General features: G+C 71.6%; 13 protein-coding genes and 1 tRNA gene. 6 read left to right on the top strand and 8 right to left on the bottom strand.

The window, feature by feature from the left end:
- Nucleotides 1-91: 91 nt before the first annotated feature.
- Nucleotides 92-1,687: an MFS transporter gene (locus tag ABT296_RS16915; RefSeq protein WP_351927890.1), complete on the bottom strand. Its 1,596-nt coding sequence runs from the start codon at nt 1,685-1,687 to the stop codon at nt 92-94.
- A gap of 62 nt (nt 1,688-1,749) precedes the next feature.
- Between ABT296_RS16915 and ABT296_RS16910 the strand changes: the two genes are divergently transcribed.
- Nucleotides 1,750-2,721 carry a helix-turn-helix transcriptional regulator gene (locus ABT296_RS16910; protein WP_351927888.1) on the top strand — a complete coding sequence of 324 codons (972 nt, stop codon included), beginning with the start codon at nt 1,750-1,752 and terminating at the stop codon, nt 2,719-2,721.
- A 30-nt stretch (nt 2,722-2,751) separates the two neighbouring features.
- On the opposite strand, the gene ABT296_RS16905 is transcribed toward ABT296_RS16910, so the two are convergent.
- The 3 genes from ABT296_RS16905 to ABT296_RS16895 all read right to left on the bottom strand — a co-directional run bounded on the left by ABT296_RS16905 (nt 2,752) and on the right by ABT296_RS16895 (nt 6,166).
- Nucleotides 2,752-3,549, bottom strand: coding sequence for a TetR/AcrR family transcriptional regulator (locus ABT296_RS16905; protein WP_502977266.1), 798 nt, complete (start codon nt 3,547-3,549; stop codon nt 2,752-2,754).
- 420 nt (nt 3,550-3,969) lie between these two features.
- A complete protein-coding gene (locus tag ABT296_RS16900; protein ID WP_351927886.1) occupies nt 3,970-4,968 on the bottom strand; it encodes a sigma-70 family RNA polymerase sigma factor in 999 nt (332 codons plus the stop codon).
- A gap of 412 nt (nt 4,969-5,380) precedes the next feature.
- A complete protein-coding gene (locus ABT296_RS16895) occupies nt 5,381-6,166 on the bottom strand; it encodes a dioxygenase family protein (RefSeq protein WP_351927884.1) in 786 nt (261 codons plus the stop codon).
- A 100-nt stretch (nt 6,167-6,266) separates the two neighbouring features.
- On the opposite strand from ABT296_RS16895, the gene ABT296_RS16890 reads away from it, so the two are divergent.
- Nucleotides 6,267-6,830 (top strand): MarR family winged helix-turn-helix transcriptional regulator, encoded by a 564-nt coding sequence (locus ABT296_RS16890; protein ID WP_351927882.1) that lies wholly within the window; start codon nt 6,267-6,269, stop codon nt 6,828-6,830.
- 109 nt (nt 6,831-6,939) lie between these two features.
- On the opposite strand, the gene ABT296_RS16885 is transcribed toward ABT296_RS16890, so the two are convergent.
- Nucleotides 6,940-8,466, bottom strand: coding sequence for an MFS transporter (locus ABT296_RS16885; protein ID WP_351927880.1), 1,527 nt, complete (start codon nt 8,464-8,466; stop codon nt 6,940-6,942).
- Between the two features lie 218 nt (nt 8,467-8,684).
- The gene (locus ABT296_RS16880; protein WP_351927878.1) at nt 8,685-9,329 is read right to left on the bottom strand and encodes a TetR/AcrR family transcriptional regulator; all 645 of its coding nucleotides are present in this window, start codon (nt 9,327-9,329) and stop codon (nt 8,685-8,687) included.
- A 293-nt stretch (nt 9,330-9,622) separates the two neighbouring features.
- Here ABT296_RS16880 and ABT296_RS16875 point away from each other — a divergent pair, with 293 nt between their 5' ends.
- The 3 genes from ABT296_RS16875 to ABT296_RS16865 all read left to right on the top strand — a co-directional run bounded on the left by ABT296_RS16875 (nt 9,623) and on the right by ABT296_RS16865 (nt 12,718).
- A complete protein-coding gene (locus ABT296_RS16875) occupies nt 9,623-10,900 on the top strand; it encodes a M6 family metalloprotease domain-containing protein (RefSeq protein WP_351927876.1) in 1,278 nt (425 codons plus the stop codon).
- A 117-nt stretch (nt 10,901-11,017) separates the two neighbouring features.
- Nucleotides 11,018-12,589: an IclR family transcriptional regulator domain-containing protein gene (locus ABT296_RS16870; protein ID WP_351927874.1), complete on the top strand. Its 1,572-nt coding sequence runs from the start codon at nt 11,018-11,020 to the stop codon at nt 12,587-12,589.
- A 56-nt stretch (nt 12,590-12,645) separates the two neighbouring features.
- Nucleotides 12,646-12,718 (top strand) — tRNA-Arg (locus ABT296_RS16865).
- A gap of 758 nt (nt 12,719-13,476) precedes the next feature.
- Here ABT296_RS16865 and ABT296_RS16860 read toward each other — a convergent pair.
- Complete coding sequence (locus ABT296_RS16860; protein WP_351927872.1) at nt 13,477-14,718, bottom strand: hypothetical protein; 1,242 nt, start codon at nt 14,716-14,718, stop codon at nt 13,477-13,479.
- A gap of 811 nt (nt 14,719-15,529) precedes the next feature.
- Between ABT296_RS16860 and ABT296_RS16855 the strand changes: the two genes are divergently transcribed.
- Nucleotides 15,530-16,393, top strand: coding sequence for a carbon-nitrogen hydrolase family protein (locus tag ABT296_RS16855; protein WP_351927870.1), 864 nt, complete (start codon nt 15,530-15,532; stop codon nt 16,391-16,393).
- 258 nt (nt 16,394-16,651) lie between these two features.
- Here the strand turns inward: ABT296_RS16855 and ABT296_RS16850 are convergent, their stop codons facing one another.
- On the bottom strand, nt 16,652-17,701 hold the full coding sequence (locus tag ABT296_RS16850) for an AraC-like ligand-binding domain-containing protein (protein ID WP_351927869.1): 1,050 nt from the start codon (nt 17,699-17,701) through the stop codon (nt 16,652-16,654).
- Between the last annotated feature and the right edge of the window lie 130 nt (nt 17,702-17,831).

The raw sequence follows: 17,831 nt of genomic DNA, 5'->3' as shown, positions 1-17,831 counted from the left end.
GGCTGCTTACGGGCACGGGAAGGGCCCCGCGCCTTCCGGCTCGGGGCCCTCGCTCCAGCTGTCGCGGACGCTTCGACGCGTCCGGTGCCGCTCAGCCGACCGTGGCCGGCTCCCGGGTCTCTTCCGGCCGTCCGTCCGGCTCGGGCTCCCCGGCGCCCTCCACATGCTGTGCGGGCTTGCGCGGCAGGGCGAACATCAGCAGGAAGATGACGCCCATCACCGCCGCCACCCAGCCCAGCGCGTTCTGGAAGGCGTCCGCGAAGGCGGAACCGACAACGGCCTCGGCACCGGGCCCGGCCTCGGCGCCCGCACCGGCGGAGAGTCCGCCGAGCCGGTCGTCGAGGACCCCGAAGAACACCACCGACACCAGGCCGAGCCCGAGCGCGTTCCCCATCTGCTGCACGGTGTTGATCAGCCCGGACGCCGAACCGGCGTGCTCCCGGGGCACCTCGGAGAGGACCGCGTCGGTCAGCGGGGCGACGATCAGACCCATGCCGACACCCATCACGACCAGCGGCAGCGCCATCTGCCAGGGCTCGATGCCGAGGCCGTAGTGCTCCGACTCCCAGAGGTAGAGCAGGACGCCGACCCCCATCACCAGGGCGCCCGCCTGAAGCACCTTGCGTCCGAAGCGCGGGACCAGCTTCTGCACCGACAGCCCCGCCGCCACCGAGACCGCGATCGAGAACGGCACCCCGGTGAGCCCCGCCTTCAGCGGGCTCCAGCCCAGACCCAGCTGCATGTAGAGCGTCCACACCAGGAAGAAGATCCCGAGCGAGACACCGAACACGGTCTGCACGGCGATACCGGCGGCGAAGCTCTTGACCCGGAACAGGGACAGCTCGATGAGCGGGGACCCGTCCCGCAGGCTCTTGCGCCGCTCGTACGCCACCAGGACCGCAAGCACGACCAGCGAGCCGGCCATGGACAGGTACCCCCACAGCGGCCAGCCCAGCTCACGGCCGCGGGTCAGCGGGTAGAGCAGCATCAGCAGTCCGAGCGTGACCAGGGCGACGCCCACCAGGTCCAGCCTGGGGGCACGGGAGGCCCTGGACTCGGTGATGAAGCGGCTGCCGAGGATCAGGCCCGCGATGCCGACGGGCAGGTTGATCAGGAAGATCGGGCGCCATTCCAGGCCGAAGAGGTTCCACTCGGTGAGCAGCGCGCCGAGCAGCGGGCCGCTGACCGCGCCGAGCCCCACGATCGCGCCGAACAGGCCGAACACCTTGCCCCGTTCATGGGCGGGGAAGGTGGCGTGCACGATCGACAGGACCTGCGGCACCATCAGGGCGGCCATCGCGCCCTGGAGGATGCGGGAGGCGACCAGCATCTCCGGGTTGGCGGCGAGGCCGCACAGCGCGGAGGCGACGGTGAAGCCGCCGATGCCGACGAGGAACACCTTCTTGCGGCCGTGGATGTCACCGAGCCGGCCGCCGGTGATCAGGCCCGCGGCGAAGGCGAGCGCGTAACCGGCCGTTATCCACTGGATCTGGCTCTCGGTGGCGCCCGCGGTCTGCTGGATCGACGGAATGGCGATGTTGACGATCGTGACGTCGACGAGGTCCATAAAGGCCGCGGTCATCACGATCGCCAGGGCGAACCACCGGCGCTTGTCCGCGGCGGAGGACGCCGGGACCGGCGCGGAGGCCCGGTCGGAGGTTTCGCGTTGAGGCTCGCTGGAGGTCATGGGAAGAACCTATGACCCCACTAGGTCAGATCGTGTCCTAGTGGTGCGGCATCCTCGGATCCATGACGACCGACACTCCGGCTCGACTGCTTCAGCTCCTCTCCCTCCTCCAGACGCCCCGCGAATGGCCCGGCGGCGAGCTCGCCGACCGGCTCGGGGTGTCCCGGCGCACCGTCCGGCGGGACATCGACCGGCTGCGGGAACTCGGCTATCCGGTGCAGGCGACCATGGGTTCCGACGGCGGCTACCGGCTCGTCGCGGGCAAGGCGATGCCACCGCTCGTCCTCGACGACGAGGAGGCCGTCGCCATCGCGGTCGGGCTGCGGGCCGGCGCCGGGCACGCCGTGGCGGGCGTGGACGAGGCCTCGGTGCGCGCCCTCGCCAAGCTGGAGCAGGTGCTGCCCGGCCGGCTCCGCCGTCGCGTCGCCACCCTCCAGGCCGCGACCACCCCGCTGACCAGCGGCGACGGAGCGAGTATCGCGCCGGAGACGCTGACCGTGATGGCCTCCACGGTGGCCGGCCGCGAACGGCTGCGGTTCGCCTACCGGGCCAAGGACGGCGTCGAGTCCCGCCGGATCACCGAGCCCTACCGGCTCGTCTCCACCGGCCGCCGCTGGTACCTCGTCGCCTACGACCTCGACCGCGAGGACTGGCGGACGTTCCGCGTGGACCGGGTGAGCGAACCCTTCGCCACGGGCGCCCGGTTCGCCCCGCGCGAGCTGCCCACGGGCAGCGCGGCCGAGTATCTGCGGCAGTCGATGTACCGGCAGCAGGAGACGTACGAGTTCGCCGTCACCTTCGCCGCACCGGCGGACACCGTCGCGGCCCGCGTGCCCCAGTGGCTCGGGACGCCCGAGCCGATCGACGCCGGCTCCTGCCGGCTGCGCGCCACGACCGGGGACGCCGTGGAGTGGATGGCGGTACGGCTGGCGATGGTCGGCCACGACTTCACGGTCCACGAACCGGAGGAACTGGTGCGGTGCGTACGGGACTTGGGCGCGAGGCTGAGCAGGGCGGCGGCGGGGGCCGGCTGACCGCGAACGGGGGCGGCGGGCGATGGAGGGTCAGCCGCTCCCCGCCAACTCCCCCCAGGCGATCCCCCGCAGCACCGCGAGGTTCCGCAACGCCAGTGCGGCGGGCCCCTGTCCGCCCTCCGGCCGGGCTTCCCCCTCCGCCCAGGACTCCACCGCCACCCGCACGGCGGCGCCGGCCACGGCGGCCGCGAACCGCAGCTCGGGCGCGACGGCAACGTTGTCGCCCTCCGCGCCCCCGGCGGAGGACCCCGGCGCGCCCTGCGTACCCAGCGGCTCCGGCGCGCCCTCCGTACCCAGCCTCTCCGCAGCCCCCTCCGCCCCCAGCCGCCCCGCCAGCACATCCGCCAGCGTCCGCTCGGAGTCGTGGCAGACCTCCGCCCACACCTTGCCCAGGGCCGGGCTGGACCCGGCGAGCCGGATCAGGGTGCGCACCCACTCCCAGGAGGACGCCGAGACGCCGACGCCCGGCGTCAGGGTGTGCCGTACGGCGTGTTCCAAGGCCTCGGGAAGGGACAGTTCCGCGGGGGCCAGGCGCACCGCGTGGGCCCAGCGCTCGGCGCCCGCCGCGTAGAGGGGCGCTACGGACTCCTCCTTGGTCGCGAAGTACCGGTAGAACGTGCGCGGGGCGATCCCGGCGGCCTGGGCGATGTCCTCGGCGCGGGTGGCGCGCAGGCCCTGCCGTACGAAGAGGGCGGCGGCGGCGCGGGCGATCTGTATGCGGGTCTCCGCCTTGCGCCGCTCGGTCAGGGACAGCGGGGCGGCGGCTTGCGGTGCGGGGTTGGGGCCGGGGGTGGAACCGGGGGTGGGGCGCGGGGTGGGGCTGCTCACGTTCGGCAGGCTATGCCCATGTGACACAATCTGCCATTCGCGGGCCACCCCGGGGTTCAGGTACGGGGTGGCCCGCACTCCAGCATGCCCGGGCACGCCGTGGGCGGATTTCCGACCGCCCCCACCCCCGCCCGCAAGCCCCTTACAGAAGGAGCCGGACCCCGGCGCCCAGGGGGGGAGGGCACCGAAGTCCGGCTCTCGGAGGGTCCCGGCGCCGGGGGGGACCGCGACGGGACGTGGTTCAGGAGGGTCCGCGAGGGGGGATCGCCGACCGAACTCCTGGACCCTGAAAGGTTGTTCCCAGGGTCCAGGGGCTTGAAGCGGCGTTAGACCGCCATACTTTGCGCGGTGTTGAGCCACCCGGCGTGCGCGGCCCGCGCCCCGCACGCCCCGTGGTCACCGCCCGCGCACACCGCGCCGTCAGGCCGCCGCGTCGAAGCCGGTCTGGTGGGCCAGCTTCTTCAGCTCCAGCAGCGCGTGCTTCTCGATCTGCCGGATGCGCTCACGGGTCAGCCCGTGCTCCTTGCCGACCTCGGTGAGCGTGCGCTCACGGCCGTCCTCGATGCCGTACCGCATCTTGATGATCGAGGCGGTGCGCTGGTCGAGGCGGCCGATCAGGTCGTCCAGTTCCTCGCTGCGCAGGAGGGTCAGCACGGACTGCTCCGGCGAGATCGCCGAGGTGTCCTCCAGCAGGTCCCCGAACTGGGTGTCGCCGTCGTCGTCCACCGGCATGTTCAGCGAGACCGGGTCACGGGCCCAGTCGAGGACGTCGGCGACGCGCTCCGGCGTGGAGCCGAGCTCGGCGGCGATCTCCGTGTGCTCCGGCTCGCGGCCGTGCTCACGGTTGAACTCGCGCTGCACGCGCCGGATCCGGCCGAGCTCCTCCACCAGGTGGACGGGGAGCCGGATGGTCCGGGACTGGTCCGCTATCGAGCGGGTGATCGCCTGGCGGATCCACCAGGTGGCGTACGTGGAGAACTTGAAGCCCTTGCGGTAGTCGAACTTCTCGACCGCGCGCACCAGGCCGGCGTTGCCCTCCTGGACGAGGTCCAGCAGGGGCAGTCCGCTGCGCGGGTAGCGGCGGGCGACGGCGACGACGAGACGGAGGTTGGAGCGGATGAAGACGTCCTTGGCGCGCTCCCCGTCGGCGATCAGCGCCTCGAGTTCCTCGCGGGAGGCGTCCGCCTTGGACTCCTCGAATCCGTCGAGAACCTGCCGCGCGAACACACCCGCCTCGATGACCTGGGACAACTCGACTTCCTTGGCGGCGTCGAGCAGCGGCGTGCGCGCGATCTCGTCGAGGTACATGCCGACCAGGTCGCGATCGGCGATCTCGCCGCCATGGGCGCGAACACTGTGTGCCGCGTCGGACGTCCCGCCGGTGGCGGACTTACGACGGGCGACGGCACGGGTTGCCATGCGTGCTCCCTTGCGATGGTGGGCTGGCGGGTGGTCTTGGTTGCCCGGCACTCTGCTCGGGTGCCCTGCATCCGATGGAAACAACGACTGGAATCAGGACAGAATTCCCAACCCGTGCCCCTATTTTTCTGATCATGCAGTACCCTGTGCCGCCTCACAGGTGGGGCGGCACCGGTGGCATCCACGGAGGCGCAGGTCAGACCCTGGATCGCGGTCGGCTCCGGACCACTCGCATACCCGCGCGCTCCCCGCGCATGCGAGACGCCGGTCACGCGGGCGGACACCCTTCACGCCGGAAGCGCGACATCGTCGGCGCCCTTCCATCCGGGTAGACGGGCCACGCCGCGCGAAGGTTGCCGGACACAGCGGTCCCAGAACCGATTCACAACCGATTCCAAGGAATCAGCGACTCTCAGCCGAACTGCACCGACCTCTTCGCCAGCCCCATCCAGAAGCCGTCGATCACCGACTTCTGCGCGTCCAGCTCGCCGCCCGCCTCGGCGGCGCCCATGGTGACGAAGAGCGGGGCGAAGTGCTCGGTGCGCGGGTGGGCGTAGCGGCCGGCCGGGGACTTGTGCAGGAAGTCCAGCAGGCCGTCCCAGTCGTGGTTCTCCAGCGCCCGCCGGCCCCAGTCGTCGAACTCCGCCGACCAGGCGGGGATGCCGCCCTGGCGCAGGGCGGCCAGGTTGTGGGTGAAGAAGCCGGAGCCGACGATCAGCACCCCCTCGTCGCGCAGCGGCGCCAGCCTGCGGCCGATCTCCATCAGCCGGACCGGGTCCAGGGTCGGCATGGAGATCTGCAGGACGGGGATGTCGGCGGCCGGGAACATCTCCACCAGCGGGACGTACGCGCCGTGGTCGAGCCCCCGGTCGGGGATGTCCTGCACGGGCATGCCCGGGGCGCGCAGCAGTTTGCGTACGGACTCGGCGAGCGCGGGGGCGCCGGGGGCCCCGTAGGTCACCTGGTAGTAGTGCTCCGGGAAGCCCCAGAAGTCGTAGACGAGCGGGACGGTCTCGACCGCGCCGAGGGCGAGGGGGGCCTCCTCCCAGTGCGCGGAGACCATCAGGATCGCCTTCGGGCGGGGCAGGTCGGCGGACCAGGCGGCGAGCTCGCCGGGCCAGACCGGGTCGTCGGCGAGGGGCGGGGCGCCGTGGCTGAGGTAGAGGGCGGGCATGCGCTCCGGGGCGGTGGCGGTCATGACGGCGGCTCCTCCGACGTATTACTTGAAGTCTAAATCTCTACCTCAGAATAGGACCCATTGGTTTAACTTTCAAGGAGACCGCTCGTACAGTGGAGCCATGAACACGGCACCCGCACCCGACTCCACCGAGGTCTCCCCCTACGTATCCACCGAGGCCTCCCCGGAGGTCTCCCCCGAGGAGCCCCGCTGGCTCAGCGACGAGGAACAGCGCGTCTGGCGCACCTACCTCCAGGCCACGACCCTCCTGGAGGACCACCTGGACCGCCAGCTCCAGCGGGACGCGGGCATGCCGCACATCTACTACGGGCTGCTCGTCAAGCTCGCCGACTCGCCCCAGCGGCGGCTGCGGATGACCGAGCTGGCCATGTACGCCAAGATCACCCGCTCCCGGCTCTCGCACGCCGTCGCCCGGCTGGAGAAGAGCGGCTGGGTGCGCCGGGAGAACTGCCCCTCGGACAAGCGCGGCCAGTTCGCGGTGCTCACCGACGAGGGCCTGGCGGTCCTGGAACGGACCGCGCCGGGCCATGTCACCGCCGTGCGGGGCGCCCTCTTCGACCGGCTCACCCCGCAACAGCGAAAGTCCCTCGGCGAGATCATGCGGATCGTCGCCGAGGGACTCGAACCCGACGAAGCGGGTGCGGACCTGCCCTGGCTCCGCTGAGCCGCTCACTCAGCGGGGCCGGGGCAGGTCCCGGGGCGTACGTACGGGGGCGTCCCCATCCCCGTACGTACGGGTCCTGCGGTGGAGCCGAAGGGGTACGGGCCGTCCGTCAGTGGGCGACGACCGGAACCGGCAGCTCCTCCTCGGCGCCCTCGGACGAGGCGACCGGCGTGCTGCCCGGCTTGCCCGCGTTGACGAAGGTGAAGGCGATGACCGACGCGGCGACCAGGATGCCGACGGCGAACCAGATCGCGCTGGTGTAGCCCTCGACCATGCCCTCCAGCTGGACCAGCTGCTGCTGGGAGCGGGTGGCGGCGCCGCCGATGTGGTCGGCGACGTAGGACGTGGTGGCGGAGGCGGCGATCGTGTTCAGCAGCGCCGTACCGATCGCGCCGCCCACCTGCTGGGAGGTGTTGACCATCGCGGAGGCGACACCGGAGTCCTGCGGCTTGACGCCCATGGTGGCCAGGGACATGGCCGGCATGAACGCCGTACCCATGCCGAGGCCGAGCAGCAGCATCGCCGGGAGCAGCAGGGCCGCGTAGGAGGAGTCGACCTCCAGCTGGGTCAGCAGCAGCATGCCGACCGCGGCGAGCAGGAAGCCCGGGCCCATCAGCAGCCGGGGCGCGACCCGGGTCATCAGGCGGGTGCCGATCTGCGTGGACCCCGTGATCATGCCGACGATCATCGGCAGGAAGGCGAAGCCGGTCTTGACCGGCGAATAGCCCTGCACGATCTGGAGGTAGTAGGTCAGGAAGAGGAACAGGCCGAACATGCCGATGATGGCGAGGCCGAGCGAGAGGTAGATCCCGCCGCGGTTGCGGTCGGTGACCACGCGCAGCGGCAGCAGCGGCGCCTTGACCTTGGCCTCGACCGCGACGAAGGCGACGAGGAGCACGGCGGAGGCGACGAACATGCCGACCGTCAGGGAGTCGCTCCAGCCGTCGGACTCGGCGCGGGTGAAGCCGTAGACCAGCGCGACCAGACCGAGGGTGGAGAGGATCACGCCGGGGATGTCGAGCGACGAGCGGTTGCGGCCGCCCTCGGGCTCACGGATGACGTACCAGGCACCGGCCGCGGCGACCACGGCGAACGGGATGTTCACGAAGAACGTCCAGCGCCAGTCCAGGTACTCGGTGAGGAATCCGCCGAGGATCAGACCGACGGCACCGCCACCGCCGGCGATGGCGCCGTAGATGCCGAACGCCTTGGCACGCTCCTTGGCGTCCGTGAACATCACGGCGAGCAGGGAGAGCGCGGCGGGGGCGAGCAGGGCGCCGAAGACACCCTGGAGGGCGCGGGCGCCGAACATCATGGCCTCGTTGGTGGCGGCGCCGCCGAGTGCGGAGGCCGCGGCGAAGCCGGTCAGGCCGATGACGAAGGCGCGCTTGCGGCCCCACAGGTCGGCGATGCGGCCACCGAAGAGCAGCAGACCGCCGAAGGCGAGGGCGTAGGCCGTGACGACCCACTGCCGGTTGCCGTCGGAGATGCCGAGGTCCTGCTGGGCGGAGGGCAGCGCGATGTTCACGATGGTGGCGTCGAGCACGACCATCAGCTGGGCGAGCGCGATGAAGATCAGCGCCTTCCAGCGGTTGGAGTCGGGGACTCCGGGAGCCTTGACGGCTGTTTCAGACATGGGGGTACCCACTTCGGGACTTCGTGACGGAAAGACAAGGAAGGACGTACGACGGCGTACGAAGGCGCACGGCGGCGTACGACGGTGTAGAGGCCGCGTGACGGAGTAAGCGTCGTGTGACGTAGTAAGAGTCGTGTGACGGAGTAAGGGTCGTGTGGCTAAGTGGAGGTAAGTGAAAGGGCCGGAACCTGACGTCAGGTGTCAGGTACGAGGACGGCTCATGCCTCCCGCAGGTCCTCCAGGGTGACGGCCGTGCCCGGCAGTTCGGAGCGGGCCGGGGCCCGCAGTCCGTCCAGGAACAGCTGGAGATGACGGTGGACGAAGCGGTCGGCGCTGAGGCAGCCCGCGCCGGCCGGCGGCCTGCTGAGCTGGGCCACGGCGACCATCAGGTCACCGACGCCGACGTCCTCGCGGAGTTGCCCGGCCGCCCTGGCCCGCTCCATGACCATCTCGACCATCCGCTCGGCGCGTTCGCGCGCCGCCTCCAGGTCGGGGTGGTTCTGGTCGAAGGTGCTGGAGATCATCGGGCACAGCGCGCTGATCCGCTCGTCGGCGGCGCTGTGCACGAAGCGCTCCAGGGCCTCGAAGGCGTCGCCGTTCTCCGCGAGCGCGGTCTCGGCGGCGGCCACCGTGCGGTCCATGACGGAGCAGACGACCTCGCGCACGAGGGCGTCCCGGTCCGGGAAGTTGCGGTACACCGTGGCGTTGCCGACCCCGGCGCGGCGGGCGATGTCGTCGAGCGGGACGTCAGGGCCGCACTCGACGAACATCTCCCGGGCGGCGGTGACGATCCGCTCCCGGTTGCGCAGGGCGTCGGCGCGCGGCCGGGTCACCTTGCGCTGCACGGGAAGGGCGGTCTGCACGGCGTACTCCTTCGGTCTGTCTGTGGTCTCGCGGTACGTGGTCCCGGGCCGCCTCGCGGCCCTTGGTGCGGCGATCCGGGGAAGCTCTCCCCGTTTCGCGCGAACACTGGTCTAAACGGGGAGACGCTCCCCGGTTATTTCGGGTTGAGGGAGAGAATTCCTGTGACCTGAGTCACAGCCCTTTTCGGTGCCACGTTCGGGCTCTTCCAGCGCGCGCCCGCGCCCCCCTCGGCCGAGGGTGAGTCGCAAGGGTGCAGCCAAGCCGGCGGCTGCCGTGGACGAAGGGCCCGTGCATGCAGCCGTCCAGCCGTCGGATACGTCCCCGCCGTGTCGCCGCCCTCGCGTCCGTGACCGCGCTGACCTTCGCCGTCAGCTCCTCGGCCGGATCAGGGACCCTCTCGGCGGGCGGGACGACGGCGAAGGCGGGACCCATCTCCCTGTCCCGCAGCTCGGCACTGGGCCCCTGCATGATCACCGGCGGACCCCAGGTCCAGATGTCGGAGAGCATGCCCACCACCGGCGGCTACTCCCGCTCCACGGGCACCGTCCGGGCCCTGACCCTGATGATCGACTTCTCCGACGCCCGCGGCGCGGGCCGCGCCCGGGACCGCTTCGAGGAGTTCTTCCCGCAGACCCAGGACTGGTTCCGCACCAGCTCCTACGGCCGTCTCGACTACCGCACGGAGACCCCGATCCCCGACTGGCTGCGCATGCCGAAGCCGTTCGAGGAGTACGGCATAGAACGCGGCGCCCCCTTCGACCCCGGCTACCGGGACCTCGTCCAGGACATCGTGACCGCGGCCGACCCCGAGGTGGACTTCAAGCGCTACGACTTCCTCAACGTCCTGGTGACACCGAACGCCGGCCCGTCCGCCCTGGACACGGTCCTGTCCGTGACCTTCGCCGGCAACACCGAGGCCCCGACGGCGGACGGCGTCCCCGTCGCGAACGCCTCCTTCGTCTACTCCCGCCAGGACGACGGCTCCGGCACCTACGACCGCACCGGCTACCGCGTCCTGCCGCACGAGAACGGCCACGTCTTCGGCCTGCCCGACCTCTACACCCAGGAGGGCGGGGGCGCGGTGGGCCACTGGGACATCATGAGCGAGGACTGGGGCGCCAACAACGACGTCCTCGGCTGGCACAAGTGGAAACTCGGCTGGCTGGAGCCCTCCCAGGTGCGCTGCGCGACCGCCCCCGGCACGACCGAGTACACCCTCACCCCGCTGGCCCGCCGGGGCGGGCCGAAACTGGTCTTCGTCCCGCTGGACGCCCGCACCGGCTACGCCGTCGAGCTGCGCACCCGCGAGGGCAACGACGAGACGGTGTGCCGGCCGGGCGTCCTGATCTACAAGGTCGACGCGGACGTGGACACGGGCCAGGGCCCGGTGCGTGTCTTCGACAGCCGCGGCGACAGCGGCGGCTGCACCCGCAGCCCGAACGTCCACGCGGAACTCTCCGACGCGCCGTTCACCCCCGGCGAGTCCTTCAAGGACCCCGAGAACGGCATCCACATCGCGGTGGCGGCGGAACTGTCGGGGGACCATGTGGTGCGGGTCAGCCGGGGGTGAGGAGTGTCGCCGAGGACGGGTGCGGCCCGCCCCTCGTCGCCACCCTCGGACTACGGTGGGCGAACCGTCCGCACACCCCTCGCCCGCCCAGTCCGCCGCACCGGAGAGCCGATACCGATGCCCCCGCACCCCACCGCCGCGCCGCCGCCCGAGGCGGTCACCCCGCTGATCCGAGGGGTCGCCGTGCTGCGCGAACTGTCGGAGGCGGGCGGGGCGATGAGCCCGAGCGGACTGGAACGCGCCACGGGCCTGGCCCGCTCCACCGTCGACCGCATCACCTCCACCCTCGCCCGCATGGGATACGTCCGTCTCGACGGCCGCGACGCGGTCCTCACCCCCCGCCTGATGGAACTGGGCAACGCCTACCTGGCCGCCCTGCGCCTGCCGGACCTCCTCGCCGGGGAGGCCGACGCGCTCGCCGACGAACTGGACGAGTCGGTCTCGCTGGCGGTCTCCGACGGCGACGGCATCCGCTTCATCCACCAGGCGACGCGCCGCCGGGCGATGTCCCTGAGCTTCCGCATCGGCGACCTCCTCCCCGCCGAACGCACCGCCCCCGGCCCGCTGTTCGCCACGGAGTGGACGGACCGGGAGTGGAGTGCCTGGCGCGAACGCCGGGACCGCGACCCGGAGGACCGGGACTTCACGGCCGTACCTCCTCGGCAACTTTCCACTTCTCAGCAGGAGTTCGCCGAGCGGGTGACCCGGGCCGGGGAGGAGGGCTGGTCGCTGGACGACCAGTTGATCGAAGCGGGCCTGGTGGCCCTGTCGGTCCCGGTGCGGGATCCGGGGACGCTGCGGATCGCCTGCGTGGCGAGCGTGGTCAGCCACACCAGCCGGCACACGGCGGCGGACCTGCACGAGACGCTGCTCCCCCGCCTGCGGCGGGCGGTGACGACGATGGAACAGCGGCTGCGCACGGCGCCGCCCCCGCAGGCACCCCCGCGCCCGTCCGGGCTGGCGGCGTGGACGGGCGCGTCCAAGCAGGAACTGGGCCGCGACTTCGTGGAGTCCCTGGCCCGCGGCCTGACGGTACTGACGGCGTTCGGCGAGGGCAGGAACCGGCTGACCCTGACGGAGGTGGCCCAGGCGACGGGCCTCGCTCGGGCGACGGCCCGCCGATCCCTGATCACCTACGAGCACCTGGGCCTGATCACCCGCCCCGACGACCGTACGTACGCCCTGACCCCGAAGGTCCTCTCCCTCGGCTTCCCCCCGCTGTCCCGGACGACGCTCCCCCGTCTGGCCGCGCCGCACCTGACGGACCTGACCGCCAGGATCCAGGAGTCGACGTCCCTGGCGGTCCTGACCCCGGACGCGGAGGAGATCCAGTACACGGCCGGGGTGACGGCCCCCCGGGTCATGAGCGTGACCATCACCCCGGGCACGAGGGTCCCCGCCCGGGAAACGGCCCTGGGCGAACTCCTGCTCGCCGCCTCCGCCACCGACACCCCGGACCACGCCCTGCGCGACGAGGAGCGGGAGAAGGGCCTGCGCACCCTCGCGGTCCCGATCCGCGCCGACGCCTCCTCCCGCCCCCTGGCCGCGGCGGCGGTCTCGATGCACGCGGCACGGCACACCCCGCAGGACATCGAGGAGACCCTCCTCCCGTCCCTGCGCGCCACGGCCCGGGCCATCGAATCCGACCTCAGAGCCGCCTCCCGCTTCACCCACGTCCCCACGACCTGACCCCACCCCCGCGTGATCCGGTACCCTGACGCCTGTGACCCCGTGGGGTCACCTCCGCCTTCGTAGCTCAGGGGATAGAGCACCGCTCTCCTAAAGCGGGTGTCGCAGGTTCGAATCCTGCCGGGGGCACAACGCGTTGCCGCTCCGACCTGGGGTTTCTCTCCCGGGGAGGGGTTCTGCTCGGCCTCGGGCTTCTTGTCCGGGGCCGTTTGCGTGAGCGGATGGAGAGTTGATCTCCCGAGAATCTCCCAAAGGACAGCGTCCGACGCGGACTCCGGGTCGGACCTTTCCGTGCTGCGGGGTTCGACCTCCGATTCAGGGGTGCTGTCCTTGGAAGTGGCACCAGAGCGGCCCACCACGTGTAGCTGGTGGGCCGCTCTCGAACCCTCGGACAGGACCGGGATCGAAGATCTCGTGTCAACCCGCGCCAGACAGCGTGAGGCTCACCTGCGCGGAGTTCGTCTCCGTACTGCCAGGTGGCTCGTCCGCCAGGTGCCCAAGTCATTTCCATGACGGGACGCTCGCCGTCAGGGAGCCTGACTCCCTGGACCGGCTTGACCCGCAGGCCGGGCCGAAACTGCCCAGTCGCAACATCCGGTCCGAATTCATCGGGTCGCTGCGGATTCCGCTGCTGGACCTTGCCGAGCGGCAGGAGATCGTGGCCTCGCTGAACGGCCTTGAGGACGAGGTCCGCGGGGGGCACGACGGGAGTGCGGCATGGTCGCGGTGCCGCACGGAGCCGTCATCCGCTTCGTGTCCGTCCCTCGTCGGCGCACCGATCCGGCTCATGACGGCCGTGACGGCCGTGACGGCCGTGACGGGAACGGAGGCCTCGGTTCTGGCCGTGGCCGGTCGCGATGGGGAGTTCGCGTCCGGCCGTCCGTGGGTCAGGAGCGCTCGCGGGCGGCTTGGGGGTTCAGGCAGAGCACGATGTTCCGGACCGCGGCGGTGAGTTCCTCGATCACCCGGGCCGCCTGCTCCGCGTTGTGGAAACTCGTGTGTCCGGCCGGAGGCAGGAGGCCCAGTTCCTCCGCCTTCTGCAGGGCCGGCCCGGAGCCCTCGGCGGCGGGGGCGCCGACGTGCGCGGACGCCTCGGCGACGGGAGGGAACACGGGCACGGCGGACCGGACCGGCATGGCAGGGTCCGCCGTGGGTGCGCCGGAAGCCGAGGGTGTCATCTGGCGCGCCGGCTCGGAGAGGACCGGCGCCGGGGGGCCGACCGGTGCCTTGCCGGTCTCGGGTTGCCGGCGGTACTCGTTGAACGGAGGGCGGAAGGCGCCGGAGTCGTCGGCCGAGCGGGCGCGCTCCTCCTCGGCCGGTCGCATCGGCGCGAGCTGAGAGTCGTGCGAGGCCAGGTCCGGCGCGTGACGCGTCCGGGGCACCAAGTGCTCGAAGTCCGGGAAGGCCAGGGGCGTGAAGTCCGTGGAGTGCGTGGAGGAGCGCGGGTTGTACTCGGTCTGCCACTGCATGCGGTAGCAGTCGACCTGGTCGGCGCAGGCGGTGCGGGCGTGGAAGACCGCGGTGTCCTCCTCCAGGTCCGGGTACCAGAGGTTCGGGCCCGGGAAGCGCACGGTCCGCATCCGGGGCCTGATCGGCTCCGCGCAGCCCATGCAGCAGTCCTCCGGCACGATGAGCGGGATGCCGCCGCTCTGCTCGGGCCAGCGGGGACCGCCCTCCCAGCGGTACTTCCCGTGGTGGCAGGGCGGCAGTTCGCCGCAGGCGCGGCAGACGGCGTAGTGCTCCGGGAGGATCTGCCAGTCGTGGCTGGCGGGGGCGCACCAGTGCTTGGGCGTGGAGCGGGGCAGGTTCTCGTTGCGCAGTACCAGGATCACCGGGCGCTTGTAGAACTCGGAGCGCTCCGGTGCCGGCTTGGCCAACTGGTTGTTGGCTCGCCGTAGTTCGTTGGCGTGCCACCACAACTCCACGTGGTCGCGCCAGGCCTTCTCGTATGACTTCGGCCACCGGTCGCCCGTATAGCCGTTGATCTCCAGGATCCGCCAGGCCTGCCGGTCGAGTACCACGATGGAGTCGGTCCGCAGTCGCAGATGCGTTCCGTTGTCACCCTCGTCCGGCCAGTCGTGTCGGCCGATACGGGTGGGCTGGTCTGGGAGCCATCTGCGAACCTGCATGTCACGCTCCTCGACAACGAAACTTCATAGTTTCAACTGGGGCAGTGGGCAACATTCTGGACATCCAGTCGTTCGCTTCGGTGCAGACACGCTCACGCTGTTGACCGATGACGACCGGAACGCTTTTCGTGCTTCCCTCCGGAAACGCCGTTGGCACCGGGCATTTCCGCCACCCTGGCCGTCACCGGATTCCGCCCTTCGGCGGACCTCGGTGCAGCGGACCCATACCCGAGCGTCCGATCGCGAAGCTCACCCGAACGTGTGACGGCACTTCGGTCGCCGTCATTTGTACGTGTGCATTGCCCACCCACGCCCGTCACCAACCGCTGTACACCCGCGCGTCCGGCCCGGTGACCTGTACCCGCTCCGCCCCTGGCGGTGGGGGACGACAAGGGCCTTGACGCCCTCTGCCCGCACGCCTCCGCCGGCCGTCTCACCCCGCTGCCGGGCAGCGGAAATACGGCGGTACGGGCAGGCCCCGGACTGTTCACCTTCGTTTCCGTGAAGTGCGGAACAGAGGGCGCGGACAGCGGATGCGGGATGGGCCGAAGGGTTGCGGTGGTACAGCAGTCGTACAACAGCGAAGTACCGCAACCGCAGCAACCGGCCCCCGTTCGACAGGGCCTCGCAGGGGCGCGAAGCAGCCGGTACGGACGTTACGAAACGATTCACGGAGAGCTACGGATCAGAGGGCGTGCCCTGCCGGGTAGTGAGGTCGTCCGGGTCCGTCATGTCGGCCACGGGGAGCATCCCGCACTTTTCCTGGTCCAGGCGGTGGAGGCGTTCAGGTGGGCGGGTAACGTGCGGGGACGTGACAGAACACGCAGTTCAGGGCTTTGTTCATCCGCTTCCCTCACGTTCGATCCGGGTCGCTGCCGCGCAGGCCCAGGCCGTGGCCGGGGACGTCGGGGCCAATGTGGCGACCGTGGCGGGCATGGTCCGGGATGCCGGGCGGGCCGGGGTGCGGGTCGTGGTGTTTCCGGAGAAGTTCCTCAGCGGGTACGAGCCCGAACTCATTCGGGCCGACCCGGAGCGGTGTGCCGTGCAGCCCGGTGACGGGCGGCTGGGGCCGATCTCGGATGCCTGCCGGGAGACCGGGACGGTCGCCGTCGTCGGTGCCGCGTTCCATGACCGCGGGGAGTTGTACGTCTCGGCGCTGGTCGTCGGCGCGGACGGCGAGGTCGTCGCCCGTTACGACAAGCAGCACCTGTTCAAGTCGGAGCGCGAGATCTATCGGGGCGGTGCCGCCGGGTGCACGCTCGAGGTCGACGGATGGCGGCTGGGGCTGGGGATCTGTTACGACTCCGGGTTTCCCGAGCACGCGCGGGCGGCGGCGCTGGACGGCTGCCACGCCTATGTCGTCGGCGCCCTGTTCAGCGTCGGCAACGGCTACCACGAGTCACGGACCTGGTTCCCGGCCCGCGCTCTCGACAACACCTGTTACGCCGTACTCGCCAATCACATCGGGACCACGGGAGGCTGGGACGCCTGTGGGTCCAGTGCCGTCTGGGGTCCGGACGGGCGTCCGCTCGCCGAGGCCGGCGCCGACCGGCCCGAGCTGATCGTCGCCGATCTCGATCCCCGGGCCCTGCTCGCCGTCCGTGAATCCGAGCCCATGCTCCGCGACTTGGGCAACGCTCCCGGCGGGGCGCGGGTGCTGCACCGGGTCGGCTGACTGTGGGGTGGTGGTGACTCGCGGCGCCGGTCCGAGGTGGTGCTGAGCACTCTCGCGGTCCGGCAGCGCCCCCGTCCTGTGGGTTCGGCGACGCCCCGGTGCTGCGGTCATGCCCGATGGCGCCCGGTGCTGCGGCCACGCCCGGTGGCGCCCCGGCGGCTTCGGACCTCCCCCACAGGTGGTGCCGTCGCAGGCCCTGTCTCCGAAGGCGCCGGGGTGCCGTGGGACTACTGTCGCCCGCCCGGAGGGCCGACGGCTTTAGCGGGGCGCGCAGGGTTGCTGCGCACTGCGTGCGGCGGCCGCTGCCGCGCGGGTCTCGGAGGGCGTCGTGCCGTACGCGTTGCGGTACGCGCGGCTGAAGTCCGCCGGGTGGCGGAAACCCCAGCGGGCGGCGATCTGCCCGATGGGCAGGTGGTCGAGGGCGGGGTCGGTGAGGTCGGCCCGGCTGCGGTGCAGGCGGCGGCCGCGGATCGTGGCCGTGACCGGCTCCGGCTCGGTGCGGAAGAGCTGGTGCAGGGTGCGTACCGAGATGTGGTGGTGGGCCGCGATGGCCGCCGGGCGCAGTTCGGGGTCGGGCAGGTGGTGGTCGATGAAGGCGTTGACGTGTGCCAGCAGCGTCGCCCGGCGGGTCTCGGGCGGCAGGGCCGCCGTCTCGCCCAGGTGGGTGGCGAGCAGGGAGGCCGCCAGGTCCGCCGCCACCGCGCCGAGCCGGGACAGCTCCGCCGGGCCGCAGTCGCGTACCGCACGGGTCAGTCCGGCCAGGTAGGGGGCGAGCAGGGCGCCGGAGCCGGTACGGGTGGACAGCGGCTCGGCGAGCAGGCGGTCCGCCCTGCCTTCCGTCAACGGCAGTGCGGTGCGCGGCAGTTGCATCTGGGTGGTCCGGCAGGGGCCGCCGCGGTCCAGGAACTCGCAGGCCAGCGGGTGCGAGGTGGAGAACAGGGCCATGTCGCCGGCGTCCAGGCAGGTCAGGGTGCGGCCCTGGGCCAGCCGGATCGAGCTGCCCGCCCCGACCAGGACGAGGAAGTAGCGCTCGGGGTCCAGCCGGCGGATCTGCACGGGGGAACGCCAGGCCGTCATCGGGGAGTAGGTGAAGGTGCCCACCGCGCCCTGGGGCAGCCGTACGGACTCCACCCGGCCGCTGAACTCGGGGGCGTACGGGCTGCGGGTGGTCACCGGCATGACCTCTTGGCCCACCATGTCGTTCCACCAGCCGAACCGCTCCGCCGGCGGGACCGCCTCGGTGTCCACCATGACCACCGGGCCCGTCGCCGTCCCGGTCCGCTCCGCCGTCGCCTTGAGGATGGACATACAACGATGATGCAGGGCGCGGGATTTGGGCCGGAAGGCCGCCGCGGCGGGGAGTACGGGGTCGGGCCCGCGCGGGCCCGACCCCGTAACGCCGGGGGGAGGACGTCGTGCTGGGGCGGGCGGTGAGGGT

It is taken from the genome of Streptomyces sp. NPDC000983 (assembly GCF_040299205.1).
Lineage (GTDB): Bacteria > Actinomycetota > Actinomycetes > Streptomycetales > Streptomycetaceae > Streptomyces.
Note: the sequence above shows the minus strand (reverse complement) of the source record. Positions and strands in the feature narration are given on the sequence as shown.